Source organism: Falsihalocynthiibacter sp. CO-5D18 (assembly GCF_041205445.1).
Taxonomy (GTDB): domain Bacteria; phylum Pseudomonadota; class Alphaproteobacteria; order Rhodobacterales; family Rhodobacteraceae; genus Falsihalocynthiibacter; species Falsihalocynthiibacter arcticus.
Map to the genome: position 1 here is coordinate 169,206 of NZ_JBGFCF010000003.1, position 13,105 is coordinate 182,310.

At 53.3% G+C, this 13,105-nt stretch carries 16 protein-coding genes; 10 read left to right on the forward strand and 6 right to left on the reverse strand.

Translation table 11 applies throughout. The annotated features are described in order from the left end of the window. Window positions 1–51 precede the first annotated feature (51 nt). The 3 genes from AB9F27_RS05590 to AB9F27_RS05600 all read left to right on the forward strand — a co-directional run bounded on the left by AB9F27_RS05590 (window position 52) and on the right by AB9F27_RS05600 (window position 1,318). Window positions 52–267 (forward strand): DUF2007 domain-containing protein, encoded by a 216-nt coding sequence (locus AB9F27_RS05590; protein WP_039001840.1) that lies wholly within the window; start codon window positions 52–54, stop codon window positions 265–267. After that, window positions 268–1,020, forward strand: coding sequence for a methyltransferase domain-containing protein (locus tag AB9F27_RS05595; RefSeq protein ID WP_335583762.1), 753 nt, complete (start codon window positions 268–270; stop codon window positions 1,018–1,020). Between the two features lie 130 nt (window positions 1,021–1,150). Beyond that, window positions 1,151–1,318 (forward strand): YdcH family protein, encoded by a 168-nt coding sequence (locus tag AB9F27_RS05600; RefSeq protein ID WP_082802223.1) that lies wholly within the window; start codon window positions 1,151–1,153, stop codon window positions 1,316–1,318. Here the strand turns inward: AB9F27_RS05600 and AB9F27_RS05605 are convergent. The 4 genes from AB9F27_RS05605 to AB9F27_RS05620 all read right to left on the reverse strand — a co-directional run bounded on the left by AB9F27_RS05605 (window position 1,315) and on the right by AB9F27_RS05620 (window position 5,352). Continuing rightward, window positions 1,315–2,166 carry a DMT family transporter gene (locus AB9F27_RS05605; RefSeq protein WP_335583761.1) on the reverse strand — a complete coding sequence of 284 codons (852 nt, stop codon included), beginning with the start codon at window positions 2,164–2,166 and terminating at the stop codon, window positions 1,315–1,317. The genes AB9F27_RS05600 and AB9F27_RS05605 overlap by 4 nt on opposite strands. Window positions 2,167–2,391: 225 nt before the next feature. Further along, entirely contained in the window at window positions 2,392–3,114 is a 723-nt protein-coding gene (locus AB9F27_RS05610; protein WP_335583760.1) for a beta-ketoacyl-ACP reductase, read from the reverse strand. 76 nt (window positions 3,115–3,190) lie between these two features. Then, window positions 3,191–4,366, reverse strand: coding sequence for an acetyl-CoA C-acetyltransferase (locus AB9F27_RS05615; protein ID WP_335583759.1), 1,176 nt, complete (start codon window positions 4,364–4,366; stop codon window positions 3,191–3,193). A gap of 146 nt (window positions 4,367–4,512) precedes the next feature. Then, window positions 4,513–5,352: an EAL domain-containing protein gene (locus AB9F27_RS05620; RefSeq protein ID WP_335583758.1), complete on the reverse strand. Its 840-nt coding sequence runs from the start codon at window positions 5,350–5,352 to the stop codon at window positions 4,513–4,515. Between the two features lie 116 nt (window positions 5,353–5,468). On the opposite strand from AB9F27_RS05620, the gene AB9F27_RS05625 reads away from it, so the two are divergent. After that, complete coding sequence (locus AB9F27_RS05625) at window positions 5,469–6,038, forward strand: DNA-3-methyladenine glycosylase I (RefSeq protein ID WP_335583757.1); 570 nt, start codon at window positions 5,469–5,471, stop codon at window positions 6,036–6,038. Between the two features lie 5 nt (window positions 6,039–6,043). Here the strand turns inward: AB9F27_RS05625 and AB9F27_RS05630 are convergent, their stop codons facing one another. Then, window positions 6,044–6,592, reverse strand: coding sequence for a TlpA disulfide reductase family protein (locus tag AB9F27_RS05630; RefSeq protein ID WP_335583756.1), 549 nt, complete (start codon window positions 6,590–6,592; stop codon window positions 6,044–6,046). Between the two features lie 27 nt (window positions 6,593–6,619). On the opposite strand from AB9F27_RS05630, the gene argH reads away from it, so the two are divergent. The 4 genes from argH to AB9F27_RS05650 are packed head-to-tail and all read left to right on the forward strand — an operon-like array spanning window position 6,620 to window position 8,686. Further along, entirely contained in the window at window positions 6,620–8,035 is a 1,416-nt protein-coding gene (gene argH, locus AB9F27_RS05635; RefSeq protein ID WP_335583755.1) for an argininosuccinate lyase, read from the forward strand. Continuing rightward, window positions 8,036–8,179, forward strand: a complete 144-nt coding sequence (locus AB9F27_RS05640; protein ID WP_335583754.1) for an argininosuccinate lyase — start codon at window positions 8,036–8,038, stop codon at window positions 8,177–8,179. Between the two features lie 25 nt (window positions 8,180–8,204). After that, window positions 8,205–8,369 carry a hypothetical protein gene (locus AB9F27_RS05645; RefSeq protein ID WP_335583753.1) on the forward strand — a complete coding sequence of 55 codons (165 nt, stop codon included), beginning with the start codon at window positions 8,205–8,207 and terminating at the stop codon, window positions 8,367–8,369. Continuing rightward, entirely contained in the window at window positions 8,369–8,686 is a 318-nt protein-coding gene (locus AB9F27_RS05650; protein ID WP_335583752.1) for a DUF2834 domain-containing protein, read from the forward strand. Before AB9F27_RS05645 ends, AB9F27_RS05650 begins: the two co-directional genes overlap by 1 nt. A gap of 3 nt (window positions 8,687–8,689) precedes the next feature. Here the strand turns inward: AB9F27_RS05650 and AB9F27_RS05655 are convergent, their stop codons facing one another. After that, a complete protein-coding gene (locus AB9F27_RS05655; RefSeq protein ID WP_335583751.1) occupies window positions 8,690–9,061 on the reverse strand; it encodes a VOC family protein in 372 nt (123 codons plus the stop codon). Window positions 9,062–9,207: 146 nt separating this feature from the next. Between AB9F27_RS05655 and lysA the strand changes: the two genes are divergently transcribed. Beyond that, window positions 9,208–10,473, forward strand: a complete 1,266-nt coding sequence (gene lysA / locus AB9F27_RS05660) for a diaminopimelate decarboxylase (RefSeq protein ID WP_335583750.1) — start codon at window positions 9,208–9,210, stop codon at window positions 10,471–10,473. A 37-nt stretch (window positions 10,474–10,510) separates the two neighbouring features. Then, complete coding sequence (locus tag AB9F27_RS05665; protein ID WP_335583749.1) at window positions 10,511–13,093, forward strand: TIGR02302 family protein; 2,583 nt, start codon at window positions 10,511–10,513, stop codon at window positions 13,091–13,093. The last annotated feature ends 12 nt before the right edge of the window (window positions 13,094–13,105 follow it).

The following is a 13,105-nucleotide window of genomic DNA, read 5'->3' on the forward strand; positions in this document are numbered from 1 at the left end:
TCACGTCATCCCTCTCGACAAATAACCTCTTTAGGGCTTAAGTCATTGGCTATGAAAGAGCTTTTAAAAACAAACGATCCAACCGTCATCGCGTTCGCGCAAGCCCTTCTTCAAGGAGAGGGTATAGACTGCTTTGAAATGGACGTAAATATTAGCGTGCTCGAAGGTTCCATAGGCATTTTGCCGCGCCGATTGATGGTTCGCGACCGAGATCACTTTATGGCACAGGCAATTTTGCGCGATAATGACGTTCCCCTAGGAAAATGAATGAGTTTTTCGCAGACGACCGATGACTCTTTTTTGGGGGGGCGCGTCACCCTTCGACAACCTGCACAGGGCTACCGCGCGGGACCGGACGCGGTGTTACTTGCGGCTGCGATTCCTGCGATCTCGGGCGAGTCGGTGTTAGAGCTTGGCTGCGGTGTCGGCGCGGTGTCTCTCTGCCTAAATGCGCGGGTTTCAGGATTGGATTTGGTGGGAGTCGAAATTCAACCAGACTATGCCGACTTGGCCCGTGAAAATGCTCACGGTGCGCTTGAAGTTGTTACGGCTGACCTCTCCGAAATGCCACTATCAATCAGGGATCGTCAGTTTCACCACGTCGTGGCAAATCCGCCGTATTACCTTGAGAAAAGGCGTAAAAAATCCGAAGATGTGGGGCGGGAAGCGGCTTTCACGGAGGACACACCGCTTTCCCTTTGGGTGGAAGTCGCGGCGAAAAGATTACGTCCCAGAGGGGTCTTTTCCTTGATCCAAGATATCGAGCGATTGCCCGAAATTATGGCCGCCGCCTTGCCCGTTTTGGGTAGTCTGGAAGTCTTGCCGATCTCTGCGCGCGAAGGTCGTCGGCCAAGACGATTTTTGCTGCGGGCCCGCAAGGGAGGGCGTGCGGAATTTATTTTACATCCTGCGCTCGTTCTTCATATGGGGGACGCGCACTCGGTGGATCAAGATAGCTACTTGCCGGAAGTTAAATCCGTGTTGCGAGATGGCGTCGCCCTTAATTTTCCAAGCCGTTAAGTGTTTGTTAATGTTTGTGCTCTTTTCTCACAGTAGGCAAGGGTCGGCCAACGGTTGTTTAAGATGCGTGACAAAGAGTCGATCCTGTGTTTTTCTGAAGACCTAGCTAATCTTATTTAGGAGGACGACTATGAACATGAGTTCGCATTTGAATGAGCTCCGTAGAAAACATCAAACTCTTTCCACTAAAGTCGAGACGGCGCAGAAGAGCCCCTCAGCAGATGAGCTTACCATTGCAAATATGAAGAAACAGAAATTGTTGCTAAAAGAGCAGATTAACCGATTGTCCGAAGCTTAGGACGCTTCGTCAGACTCGCGAGCACTGGCGCGTGACGCCAGTGCAGCACCCGCAATGATGAGGCAGGCAGAGAGTGCCAGAGACCAACTGGCCGTTGTTACGCCAAAAAATACAAGAATTGCGGTTGAAAACACGGGTGCAGCATATGAGGTGACGCCCAACAATTGGATGTCGCCTTTTTTCATGCCGAAATCCCACGTGTAAAACGCGATTCCGACAGGACCAACGCCCAGCGCAACGATGGATGCCCAAGCTATGGGATCCTGAGGCCAATAGGTCGTTTCAAACACAAGGTGGGCCAGAAGCGAGAGCAAAGACGTAAAGACGCAGAAAATTGCGACCGTCTCAGTCGGGGCCGTGCCTAAGCGTCGAGAAATAACTGAATAGCTTGCCCAAGTGACCGCACACATGAGTGCGAGGGCGTAACCTAGAATGAACTCCGACTTCAACGCCCCTCCATTCCCCATAAGGATGGCTGCCCCAACAAACCCTAGAATCGCACCGATAATGTGGGTGGGCTTAAGGCGTTCCTCTGGAAGGAAGCCACTGAAAAGGACAATGAGAAGGGGCCAGAGATACGCGATCAATCCCGCCTCAGCAGGGGGAGCCAGTCGCAGGGCTGAAAAATACAGAAAATGGTACCCAAATAATCCAAGAGTTCCGAACGCGTAGATTTTCCAATTTACGTGGAGCAGGGCGGAAAAACCGATACCTCGGGCTACCCAAACGAGCCCGATGACACCAGAAATAGCGAAACACATCGCGTTGAGTTGCAGGGGAGGTATTGGCGAGCTGCCAACTGTCAAAACGGCCAAAAAAGACCAGAGTAAAATTGCCGAAGCTCCCACGGCTGTTGCTTTTCGCCTCTTCACTTGAAGCGATCGGCGTAGTCACGGTGGGTTTTGAAAACTTCCATCGTTGCCTCTACCTTTAAAATCCAAGCTTCAATTTTAGTTAAATGCGGTTCTTCTTGGCGGCTAATCGGACGGATATTTCGGTAGAGATTGGGAATGAGGATAGCAAGAAAAAAGGGGCCGGTTTGCGCCGGCCCCAAGCAATAATCTTACGATTGTTTAAACGAAATACTGGCCGCCATTTGCCGTAATCGTTGATCCGGTCACAAAACCCGCATCATCAGATGCGAGGAAAACGACGCAACGTGCGATTTCGCTCGCTTCACCCAAACGTCCCACTGGGATCTGGGCGATGATGCTCTCGCGAACTTTTTCCGGAACAGCCATAACCATTTCTGTTCCGATATATCCTGGGCAAATCGCGTTTACGGTAATGCCTTTGAAGGCGCCTTCTTGAGCAAGAGCTTTGGTGAAACCGAGATCACCTGCTTTTGCCGCTGAATAGTTGGCCTGGCCCATTTGGCCTTTTTGACCGTTGATTGAGCTAATATTGATTACCCGGCCAAATTTCCGGTCTCGCATTCCATTCCAAATTGGATGGGTCATGTTGAAAACACCAGAGAGATTTGTGTCGATGACTTCTTGCCACTGATCGCGGGTCATTTTGTGGAACATACCGTCGCGCGTGATCCCCGCGTTGTTGACCAACACCTCAACGGGGCCAAGGTCGGCTTCGACTTTTGCTATTCCCGCAACACATGCGTCATAGTCGGCGACAGACCATTTATAAGTAGCGATTCCAGTTTCGGCCGTGAACTTCGCGGCGGCTTCTTCATTGCCTGCAAAGTTTGCTGCGACCGTATAGCCTTCAGCTTTGAGGGCTGTAGCAATGGCTGCGCCGATCCCGCGTGTTCCGCCCGTAACGAGTGCTACTCTTGACATGTTGTTCTCCTCCAGAAGTATTAATAGATAAAAATATCAGACGTGCGCGCAATTTTGTTGCGCGCACGGTTTGAAATTAGTCGCGTTCAACACAAAGTGCAACGCCCATTCCACCGCCAATACAAAGAGTCACCAGACCCTTTTTTGCGTCGCGGCGCTTCATTTCGAACAGAAGAGTGTTTAGCACGCGCGCGCCAGAAGCACCGATTGGGTGGCCAATGGCGATCGCACCGCCGTTTACGTTCACGATCTCAGGATCCCAGCCCATCTCTTTGTTAACGGCACAGGCTTGTGCAGCGAAAGCTTCATTGGCCTCAATCAAGTCCAAATCGCTTGCTTTCCAGCCAGCTTTTTCGAGTGCCTTCTTGCTGGCGTAAACGGGTCCAACGCCCATAATTGAGGGGTCGAGGCCAGCTGTCGCATAGCTTGCAATGCGGCCTAAAGGTTCGATTCCCCGTTTTTCTGCATTCGCGGCGCTCATAAGAAGCGCTCCGGCGGCACCATCGTTGAGGCCAGAAGCGTTGGCTGCGGTGACTGTGCCTTCACGATCAAATGCGGGGCGCAATTTTTGCATCGCTTCCATTGTTACGCCATGACGAATGTATTCATCCGCGTCGACCACGGTATCACCGCGCCGTGATTTTACGATAAAGGGCATAATTTCGTCGACAAACTTGCCAGCCTTCTGTGCGGCTTCAGCTTTGTTTTGGCTGCCAACCGCAAAGAGGTCCTGCATTTCGCGGGTGATTTCCCACTGTTTTGCAACGTTTTCTGCGGTTGTACCCATGTGGTAATTATTAAATGCATCCCACAGGCCGTCGCGGATCATCGAGTCAATGAACTGCATGTCGCCCATTTTGTGTCCCTGACGCAGGTTTGCGACATGGGGGGACATGGACATGTTTTCTTGACCACCAGCGGTGACAATCTCGGCGTCGCCCAGTAAAATATGCTGTGTTCCCAAAGCAACGGCACGCAGGCCAGATCCGCAAACTTGGTTAATTCCCCAAGCGGCCGCTTCTTTTGGAAGGCCCGCGTTGATATGCGCTTGGCGAGCTGGGTTTTGCCCTTGGCCGGCCGTTAAAACTTGCCCAAGGATGGTTTCTGAAACTTCGGCTTTGTCAATTCCGGCGCGCTCAACAAGACATTCGAGCACAGCGGCGCCGAGGTCGTGGGCGGGGGTGTTGGCAAACGAACCATTAAAGCTGCCCACAGCGGTTCGCGCTGCAGATGCGATGACAACATGAGTCATTAGGCTTTTCCTCTCCCGAGACTGAAAAAGGTCCGTGACGCTTCGGGACAGCGGCACATCCCGTCAATTGCGTAAAGTTCAACGTTGAATCTACGTGAAGTACAATTGACAGGGTGTTCCCGTCTTACGCAAGGAAAACCGTGATATTATCCAGTTTTCTCCACGAGTTCTTTTTGCCATGGAGGACGAATTGTTGGCGCGCCAAAATAATACCCCTGAAGGCAATCGATACCAATGGATTGAAGGAAAGCAACATCCTCCTTGTTTTCAACACTTTCAGCGACGGTAAACATTTCAAATTGTGAAGCGATAGAGCAGAGCGCTTTGGTCAGGACTTGGTTGTCGGGATCTGTGGCTATTCCACGAATGAATTGTCCGTCAATTTTGATAATGTCGAAGAAAAAATCCTTGAGATAGCGGAACGCGGTATAGCCCGCCCCGAAATCATCGAGCGCAAACGAAATTCCACGCAGATTTAGATCTTTCATGAATGAAGTCACGAGTTCCGGCATGAGCATAGCGGAGCCTTCGGTGATTTCTAGAATCAAGCGTTCGGCAATAGTAGGGTCTCGATCCAGCCCATATTCCAAAGTGCGCATCCAGCGTTGATACCCGATCGATCGCGCGGACATGTTGATAGACAGGCGTAAGCTCGGCTGATCGAGAAGGGTTTGTAGACCCATTTCCAAAGCAAGACAGTCCACCTTGCGACCAAGCTCTTTGTTTTCGATGGCATCAATAAATTCGTGGGCTGGAATGACGCGCCCATTATCGTCGAGCAACCGCACGAGGCCTTCATAAAAAGCAACACGACCTGGGCGCGATGCCTGAACAACAGGTTGAAAGGCTAAGATTGCCCTTTTATTGTCGAGCGCATGCTGCACAAGGGAAAGCACATTTAATTCCTGTTCTGCTTGAGCAAAAGAAAAAGGGTTTTCTGGGCCCTCAATCGCCTCTGTGACATATCCATTCTTTGTTAAACGCATTTTTTTCTCCCTCACCAACAGGTTTAGAATGCCTCCTGATAGTTTAATAGCTGGTGAAAGTTCGCATTTAGTTCTAATTTGCGACGAATTGTAGGGTGTCCGGTTTAGGGGGAAATATGCAGGAAAGATGCGGTTGGGTTGGGCAGGAAGACATATACATTGCTTACCACGACACCGAGTGGGGCGTCCCTGTTTATGACAGCCGCGCTCTCTGGGAAAAACTGGTTCTAGACGGGTTCCAAGCGGGGTTGAGTTGGATCACCATTCTCAAGAAGCGTCAGAACTTTATTGAGGCCTTTCATGGCTTTGACCCAAATGTGATTGCCACATGGGGCGAGCCAGAAATCGAAACGCTTTTGCAAAATCCGGGCATCATTCGCCACCGTGGCAAGATCGCTGCGACCATTTCAAATGCGCGTGTTTGGCAGGCCATTGAGCAAGAGCAGGGATTTGATACCTATCTTTGGAATTTCGTTGGCGGAAAACCACTTCAAAATAACTTCAAATTATTGGCAGATGTTCCGCCGTCAACGCCGCTCTCAACCGAAATATCCAAGGATCTTAAGAAACGCGGGTTTAAGTTCTGTGGGCCGACGATTGTCTATGCCTTTATGGAGGCGGTTGGCATGGCCAATGACCACATTGTAACCTGTCCACGGCATAGCCATTTGAGCGAAACCCGTTGAAAGCATCATTTTTGCGCGATTAATTCTGCGAAAATGGCCTTGGCGCTTTCGCTATCCCATTCTGCTTCGCCAACGAGGCGCGCGACTTCTTGGCCTTGTCGGTCTAGGAGTATCGTTGCGGGCAGGCCTTCGACATTCATTTCACGCGCGAGGGCGCTTTTGGGATCCAACAGGATCGGGAGGTTCTGGATGTTTTCGGTGGCAAAGAATTTCTCAATCGCCGCCATTTTGTTGCGCCCCGTGGCGACAGTGACAACGGCGAAGTCCTCGCTCTCCATTTGCGCTGCTAGGCGGTCAAGGGAGGGCATTTCTTTGCGGCAGGGCGCGCACCATGTCGCCCAAAAATTCACCAGCGTAATTTTGCCATCATAGTCGGACAGAGTTCGCTCGTTTCCCTCGGGATCAAAAAAAATAGCCTCTGCACCTGCCACAGGCGCCGAATGTATTTGCAATTTTTCGAGCGAGCCTACGCGTAGATCCGCCAAATCGGCAAAGGCAGCGTTTGCGCTAAGCGCGAGGCCCGCGTATAGGGGGGCTAACCAAAGATTTCGCATTTTTTCTTCCCTCCAAAGGGCACTAGCATGACCAAAAACGATACACCCAAGACTTCTTCCAACCAAATGTGGGGCGGACGCTTTGCCGCCGGACCCGATGCGATCATGGAGGCTATCAACGCCTCGATCAGTTTCGATAAACGCATGGCCGCTCAAGACATTAAGGGTTCTCGCGCCCACGCCGCAATGTTAGCAAGCGCAGGCATCATTACAGATACAGACGCGGTTGCCATTCGGGAAGGCCTTCTCACGGTATTGTCAGAAATCGACAACGGAGAGTTTCAGTATTCAGCCGCCTTAGAAGACATCCACATGAACGTGGAAAGCCGTCTCAAGGACCTGATCGGTGAGCCCGCAGGCCGCCTCCACACAGGTCGCAGCCGCAATGACCAAGTCGCAACCGATTTCCGCCTCTGGGTGCGCGATCAAACGGACGCTGTGATTGTCGGCCTTGAGGCCCTCATCCGCGCGCTTTTGGCGCAGGCCGAGGCGGGCGCTGATTGGGTGATGCCCGGGTTTACCCACCTTCAAGTTGCCCAACCTGTCACTTGGGGCCACCATATGATGGCCTATGTCGAGATGTTTGGCCGCGACATGTCGCGCTTTCGCGATGCGCGGGTGCGGATGAATGAGTCTCCCCTCGGTGCGGCGGCCCTTGCCGGAACCAGCTTCCCGATTGATCGCCACATGACGGCCGAGGCGCTGGGCTTTGATCGGCCTGCCGCAAACTCGCTGGATGCCGTGGCCGACCGCGATTTCGCGCTCGAATTCCTTGCTGCGTCCACAATCACCGCGATGCACCTTAGTCGTTTTGCCGAGGAACTCGTGATTTGGTCCTCTGCGCAGTTCCGTTTCGTGGCGCTTTCGGATCGGTTCTCAACCGGTTCCTCAATCATGCCGCAAAAGAAAAACCCAGATGCCGCCGAACTTATTCGCGCCAAAATTGGCCGGATCATGGGCGCGATGGTTGGGCTGTTTACGGTGATGAAAGGCCTTCCGCTGACCTATTCCAAGGACATGCAGGAAGACAAAGAGCAAGTCTTTGATGCCGCCGACAACCTGATGCTTGCCCTTGCTGCGATGACGGGAATGGTGGCCGATATGACCGCAAACACCAAAAACCTCGAGATCGCAGCGGCCAGTGGGTTTTCAACCGCGACCGACCTTGCCGACTGGTTGGTGCGCGCCCTCAATATGCCTTTCCGCGAGGCACATCACGTCACGGGAACCCTTGTGGCATTGGCGGAAAGTAAAGAATGCGATTTGCCGGACCTTACCTTGTCAGACATGCAATCCGTGCACGAACACATTACTCAAGACGTCTTTGATGTGCTCGGTGTCCATAATTCCGTGGCCTCGCGCGTGTCCTATGGCGGCACCGCTCCGAGCCAAGTGCGCAGCCAGATCGCGCGTTGGACCAAAAAAATCAATAAGGACACCTAAATGAAAAAGCTTGTTTTTCTCGGACTTTTTGCCACTCTTGCCGCTTGTGGTGTCGACGGCGCTCCAACCCCGCCCGAAACCACGACCCCCACGGGGATTACGGTCTCTGGCGAGGCCCGCATGGGTGTCGTAACGAAGTTTTAAGACCCAAGAGGTGTGAAGGTGAAGCATGAATAAGGTCATCACTGTCATTTTGGTAACGACGCTGTTGGGGGCCTGTGCTGGCCCGCAACACCCACCCGTCGTGAACGGCACCGTCTATGCGGGGACAGGCGGCACCTATAGTCGTGTAGGCATAAGTACGGGTAATTTTGGCATAAATTTAGGGTTCTGATGTCTCCTCTACGTGCAATATATCTTGGATTGGCAATCGTCGGAGCTTTGCTTCCGATGTATCATATCGGGCTTTGGGTCTGGGGAAATGGACCTGCGCCGAAATTGCTGTTTGCCGCGTGGCAGGCCAATTCAGCGACAACGGGCCTCATGTGGGACCTCGTTATTTCAGCCATCGCTTTGAGCGTTTGGATCTTGGCCGAGACTTATGTCCGGCGCAATTGGATGGCGCTTGTGTCTATACCCGCAACATTTTTGATCGGCGTTTCGTGTGGGTTGCCGCTCTACCTTTACTTCCGGTCTCGACCGATTGAGTAGTGCTTAAACGTGCTGATCAATTAGAATTGGATTGCCATCCGGATCCACAATCATAAAACTAGCGGGGCCTTGCGAGTCGGGGTCAATCGGTTGTCCTGCATCCAACCCGCGCTCCGCGAAAGCCTTTTGAAGCGCCCGAACGTCGTCAAAGTCGTCCAACGGCTTTGCTTGCGAGTCCCAGCCTGGATTGAATGTCAGGATATTGCGCGGGAACATGCCTTGGAAAAGGCCAATAGTGGTTGTCTCATGTTGAAGGATGAGCCACCCCTGTGCCACGTCTCCGTGAAAAATCTCAAAGCCCAGTTTTTCATAAAATGCGAGTGAGACTTGAAGGTCTTTCACATTGAGGCTGACTGAAAATGCACCTAGTTCCATTGCTTCCTCCCGTTTTGTTAAAGTTTAGCATTTTTTCCCTTTCATGCCTAACCTGCGTTTTTATCGCGGGTTTCGTTTGAAATAGTTGCACGGTCTGGTATGAGCGAAAAAACCCCTTTTGGGGGAGGCATTTGAAAGGCGCGGCAATGGACCATTTTCTGTATCGTAACGGCGAACTTTACGCTGAAGATGTGCGCGTTTCTGAGATTGCAAAGGCGGTCGGCACCCCGTTTTATCTCTATTCCTCGGCAACCTTCCGTCGGCATTTTAAACTGTTTGATGATGCGCTTTCAGGGATGGAGCACCTCGTTTGTTTCGCCATGAAATCCAATTCCAACCAAGCGATCCTAACCCTTTTGGCCAAAGAAGGTGCGGGTATGGATGTGGTTTCGGGTGGCGAATATGCGCGGGCCAAAGCGGCGGGCGTTCCGGGCGACCGGATTGTTTTTTCCGGTGTGGGCAAGACCCGCGAGGAAATGGACGCGGCTCTAATCGGCGGTATTCGCCAGTTTAATGTCGAATCCGAACCCGAGATGATTGTGCTGAATAAAGCAGCGCTGGCGCTGAATGTTATCGCGCCGATTGCAATTCGGGTGAACCCCGACGTTGACGCTAAAACCCATGAGAAAATTGCGACCGGAAAAAGCGAGAATAAATTCGGCATTCCGATTTCACGGGCACGGGAAGTCTATGCGCTGGCCGCTAGTCTTAAAGGGCTGAAAATTATGGGCATTGATGTTCATATTGGTAGCCAGTTGGTTGAACTTGAGCCATTTGAGCAAGCCTACAAAAAGGTACGTGAACTCACCGAAGTCCTGCGCAAAGACGGCCACGAAATCACCCGCTTGGATTTGGGCGGCGGCTTGGGCATTCCTTACGAACGCTCCAACGAAGCCCCTCCCTTGCCCAAGGAATACGGCGCCCTCATTCAGGACGTTTTGGGCGATTTGGGATGCGAAATCGAGATTGAACCGGGGCGTCTGATTTCGGGGAATGCAGGCATTTTGGTCAGCGAAGTAATCTATGTGAAGTCGGGAGAGGACCGCGAATTCCTCATTATCGACGGCGCGATGAATGATCTTGTCCGCCCGTCCATGTATGGCGCGCATCACGACATTATTCCTGTGATTGAGGCCGTACCTGGGGTTGAGCAGGCGAAATACGATATCGTTGGGCCCGTTTGTGAAAGTGGCGACACCTTTGCCAAGGGGCGCAATATGCCGCCATTGACTGCGGGCGACCTAGTGGCATTTCGCTCGGCAGGGGCTTATGGCGCGGTTATGGCCAGTGAATACAATTCGCGGCCCCTTATTCCAGAGGTTTTGGTCGATGGTGATCAATTCGCTGTCATTCGGGCACGTCCGACCTTCCAAGATATGATTGATCGCGATACGGTTCCTTCATGGCTTTAGGTTAGTCCTTGGCCAAAATCACTGCGGAGATGTGCTCTTGAAGTCGGCCGATGCGCAAAATAATCTGTCGAAACGCCTTCGTTGGCCCCTTCGGTTTACGTGGGCCGGACTTGTGGCCGAACGGTTCTTGCGCGCGTTTTGGCCCGTATATAGCCTTGTTTTTACACTCGTAGCGGCGTTTCTTTTCGGTGTGCAGGAGCGCCTGCCGTTTGTCGTGGTCGTGGGGTTGCTTGCGGCTGTCAGTGTTCTTCTCCTCGCGACTCTTGTACGGGCTGTTGCTCGTTTTCGGTTCCCGCATCGCTCCGAATCCTTGGCACGGTTGGATTCAACCCTTGTGGGCCAGCCCCTTGCGGCTTTGACTGATGCGCAAACTGTGGGCCTTGACGATCCGGCCTCGCGCGCGGTTTGGGAGGCGCATTTGCGCAGGATGGAAGCGAAAACGGCGAGTGCGCAGGCCCCTTGGCCCGATTTGCGCCTCGCGGATCGCGATCCAAACGGGCTGCGCTTGATGGCCGTTACCGCTCTATTGGCCGCCGTGATTTTCGGCGCGCCTAAGTATTTTGGTTCCGTGACAATCCTTTCGGACAACCTCCTCGCGGGACAGGGAGAAGCTGGGGCCCAATGGGAAGGCTGGATTCAACCGCCAAGCTATACGGGCAAACCCACGCTTTATTTAAACGACCTGATCGCACGTTCGGACCTTCAAGTCCCTGAGGGCAGTGTTATTGCCCTTCGGTTCTATGACGAATCCAGTGCAAACTCCCTGAAACAAAACATTGGAACGCTGCCAACAACCGCTCAAGCCTCTGCCGATTTTGGCGGCACAACCTCGCTTTCCCTTTCGGTTGAACGGTCGGGTGATCTCTCCATCAAGGGCGCATATGGAGGCGATTGGAGTATTGAAATGCTCGCGGATGCGGCACCGGAAGTGCGGCTTTCCGCGCCCCCTGTGGCCACGTTGGACGGCGAGTTGCGCCAAGAATTTCGGGCCAGTGACGACTATGGTGTGGCGGCTGGAACTCTGCACGTCACGCTCGATTTAAACGCAGTTGACCGGCGCTATGGCCTGCAGGCCGAACCTGATCCGCAGGAGGATTTGGTGTTGGACCTTCCCCTTGCTTTTTCAGCGGAGTCGGCCGATTTTACCGAAACGGCTGTTGAAGATTTCGCGCCAAATCTTTGGGCGGGGTTGCCGGTAACCTTAGCGCTGCAAGTCGAGGATGATTTAGAGCAAACGAGCGCAATTGAGATTGTGGAAACGACCCTTCCAAAACGCAAGTTTTTTCACCCGCTTGCGGCAAGTGTTGTCGAAGCCCGACGCGACATTTTATGGGCGCGCAGCAATGGGCTCCGTGCCGAGCAGGTTTTGCGGGCCGTGATGCATGTTCCCCAAGATATGAACCTCGACGAGAGTGGCTTTCTTATGCTGCGTGTCGCCCTGCAACGCCTCACAATGGCAAATATCGACGGGCTAAATCCTCAAGAGCAAACGATGATTGCCGATGCGCTGTGGGAGATTGCGCTGCGCATTGAAGAAGGCGGTCTTGAGGATGCAAAGGCGCGTCTGGAACGCGCGCAAGATCGTCTCGCAGAAGCGATGGAACGCGGGGCCAGTGACGAAGAAATCGCCGAGTTGATGGACGAATTGCGCGAAGCGATGGACGATTATGTCAAACAACTCGCCCAGAATTCAGAGCCAAATCCAGATCAACAGAATGCCCAAAATCAAGACTCCACGGATGTGACGCAAGACGAGATTGACGCGTTGATGGATCAAATTCAAGACTTGATGGAGCAGGGTCGGATGGCTGAAGCTCAGCAACTTCTTGAGATGTTGCGCGAGATGATGGAAAATATGCAAGTCACGCAGGGTGGCGAAGGCAACGGCCCACAAACACCTGCCGAACGTGCGATGGAAGACCTGCAAGAGACCCTTCGCGATCAGCAAGACCTCTCGGATGAAGCTTTTCGCAACCTCCAAGAACGCTACAACCCGTCCACCCCACAGGGCCAAGATCCTTCGGCGCAGCCAAGCGAGGACGGCCAAGAAGGGGAGGGCGCAACAGGCGAACAACAGCTTGGTGAGGGGGGCGGCAACGGCGACGAGGAAACCGATCAAGGCCAACCTGGTGGGAGCGAGTCGTTGGCGCAACGGCAGCAAGCCCTTCGGGATGAATTGAGCCGCCAAGAGCAGGCTTTAGGCGAGGGAAGCGATGGCGGGTCCCGCGAAGCGCTTGACCGCGCGGGGCGGGCAATGGAAGAGGCCGAAAATGCGCTGGAAGACGAAGACATTCCGCTCGCTTTGGACCGTCAATCAGAGGCGATAGAAGAATTGCGCGAAGGGATGCGTGCCCTTGGTCAGGCCATGGCGGAAGACACCAATAGCGCTGAGGGCGAGAATGGCCAAACCGCACAGGGCGAAGGGCGTGACGGTGGCGACCCCCTCGGACGCGCGCCCGGAACAAGCGGGGCGTCCCGCAGTGACAGCCCCTTTGCCGATGGCGAAAACCCCTATGGTCGTGCACGCGAATTGCTAGACGAATTGCGCCGCCGCGAAGGGGACAAAACCCGCCCAGACCAAGAATTGGAATACCTCCGCCGCCTAATCGATCAATTCTAAATGGCCGAAAAG

Coding starts and splice junctions, on each gene's coding strand:
- lysA (WP_335583750.1), top strand. CDS start 9,208: ATGGACCATTTTCTGTATCGTAACGGCGAACTTTACGCTGAAGATGTG.
- AB9F27_RS05645 (WP_335583753.1), top strand. CDS start 8,205: ATGAATAAGGTCATCACTGTCATTTTGGTAACGACGCTGTTGGGGGCC.
- AB9F27_RS05655 (WP_335583751.1), bottom strand. CDS start 9,061: ATGGAACTAGGTGCATTTTCAGTCAGCCTCAATGTGAAAGACCTTCAA.
- AB9F27_RS05615 (WP_335583759.1), bottom strand. CDS start 4,366: ATGACTCATGTTGTCATCGCATCTGCAGCGCGAACCGCTGTGGGCAGC.
- AB9F27_RS05625 (WP_335583757.1), top strand. CDS start 5,469: ATGCAGGAAAGATGCGGTTGGGTTGGGCAGGAAGACATATACATTGCT.
- AB9F27_RS05610 (WP_335583760.1), bottom strand. CDS start 3,114: ATGTCAAGAGTAGCACTCGTTACGGGCGGAACACGCGGGATCGGCGCA.
- AB9F27_RS05630 (WP_335583756.1), bottom strand. CDS start 6,592: ATGCGAAATCTTTGGTTAGCCCCCCTATACGCGGGCCTCGCGCTTAGC.
- argH (WP_335583755.1), top strand. CDS start 6,620: ATGACCAAAAACGATACACCCAAGACTTCTTCCAACCAAATGTGGGGC.
- AB9F27_RS05595 (WP_335583762.1), top strand. CDS start 268: ATGAGTTTTTCGCAGACGACCGATGACTCTTTTTTGGGGGGGCGCGTC.
- AB9F27_RS05640 (WP_335583754.1), top strand. CDS start 8,036: ATGAAAAAGCTTGTTTTTCTCGGACTTTTTGCCACTCTTGCCGCTTGT.
- AB9F27_RS05620 (WP_335583758.1), bottom strand. CDS start 5,352: ATGCGTTTAACAAAGAATGGATATGTCACAGAGGCGATTGAGGGCCCA.
- AB9F27_RS05600 (WP_082802223.1), top strand. CDS start 1,151: ATGAACATGAGTTCGCATTTGAATGAGCTCCGTAGAAAACATCAAACT.
- AB9F27_RS05590 (WP_039001840.1), top strand. CDS start 52: ATGAAAGAGCTTTTAAAAACAAACGATCCAACCGTCATCGCGTTCGCG.
- AB9F27_RS05650 (WP_335583752.1), top strand. CDS start 8,369: ATGTCTCCTCTACGTGCAATATATCTTGGATTGGCAATCGTCGGAGCT.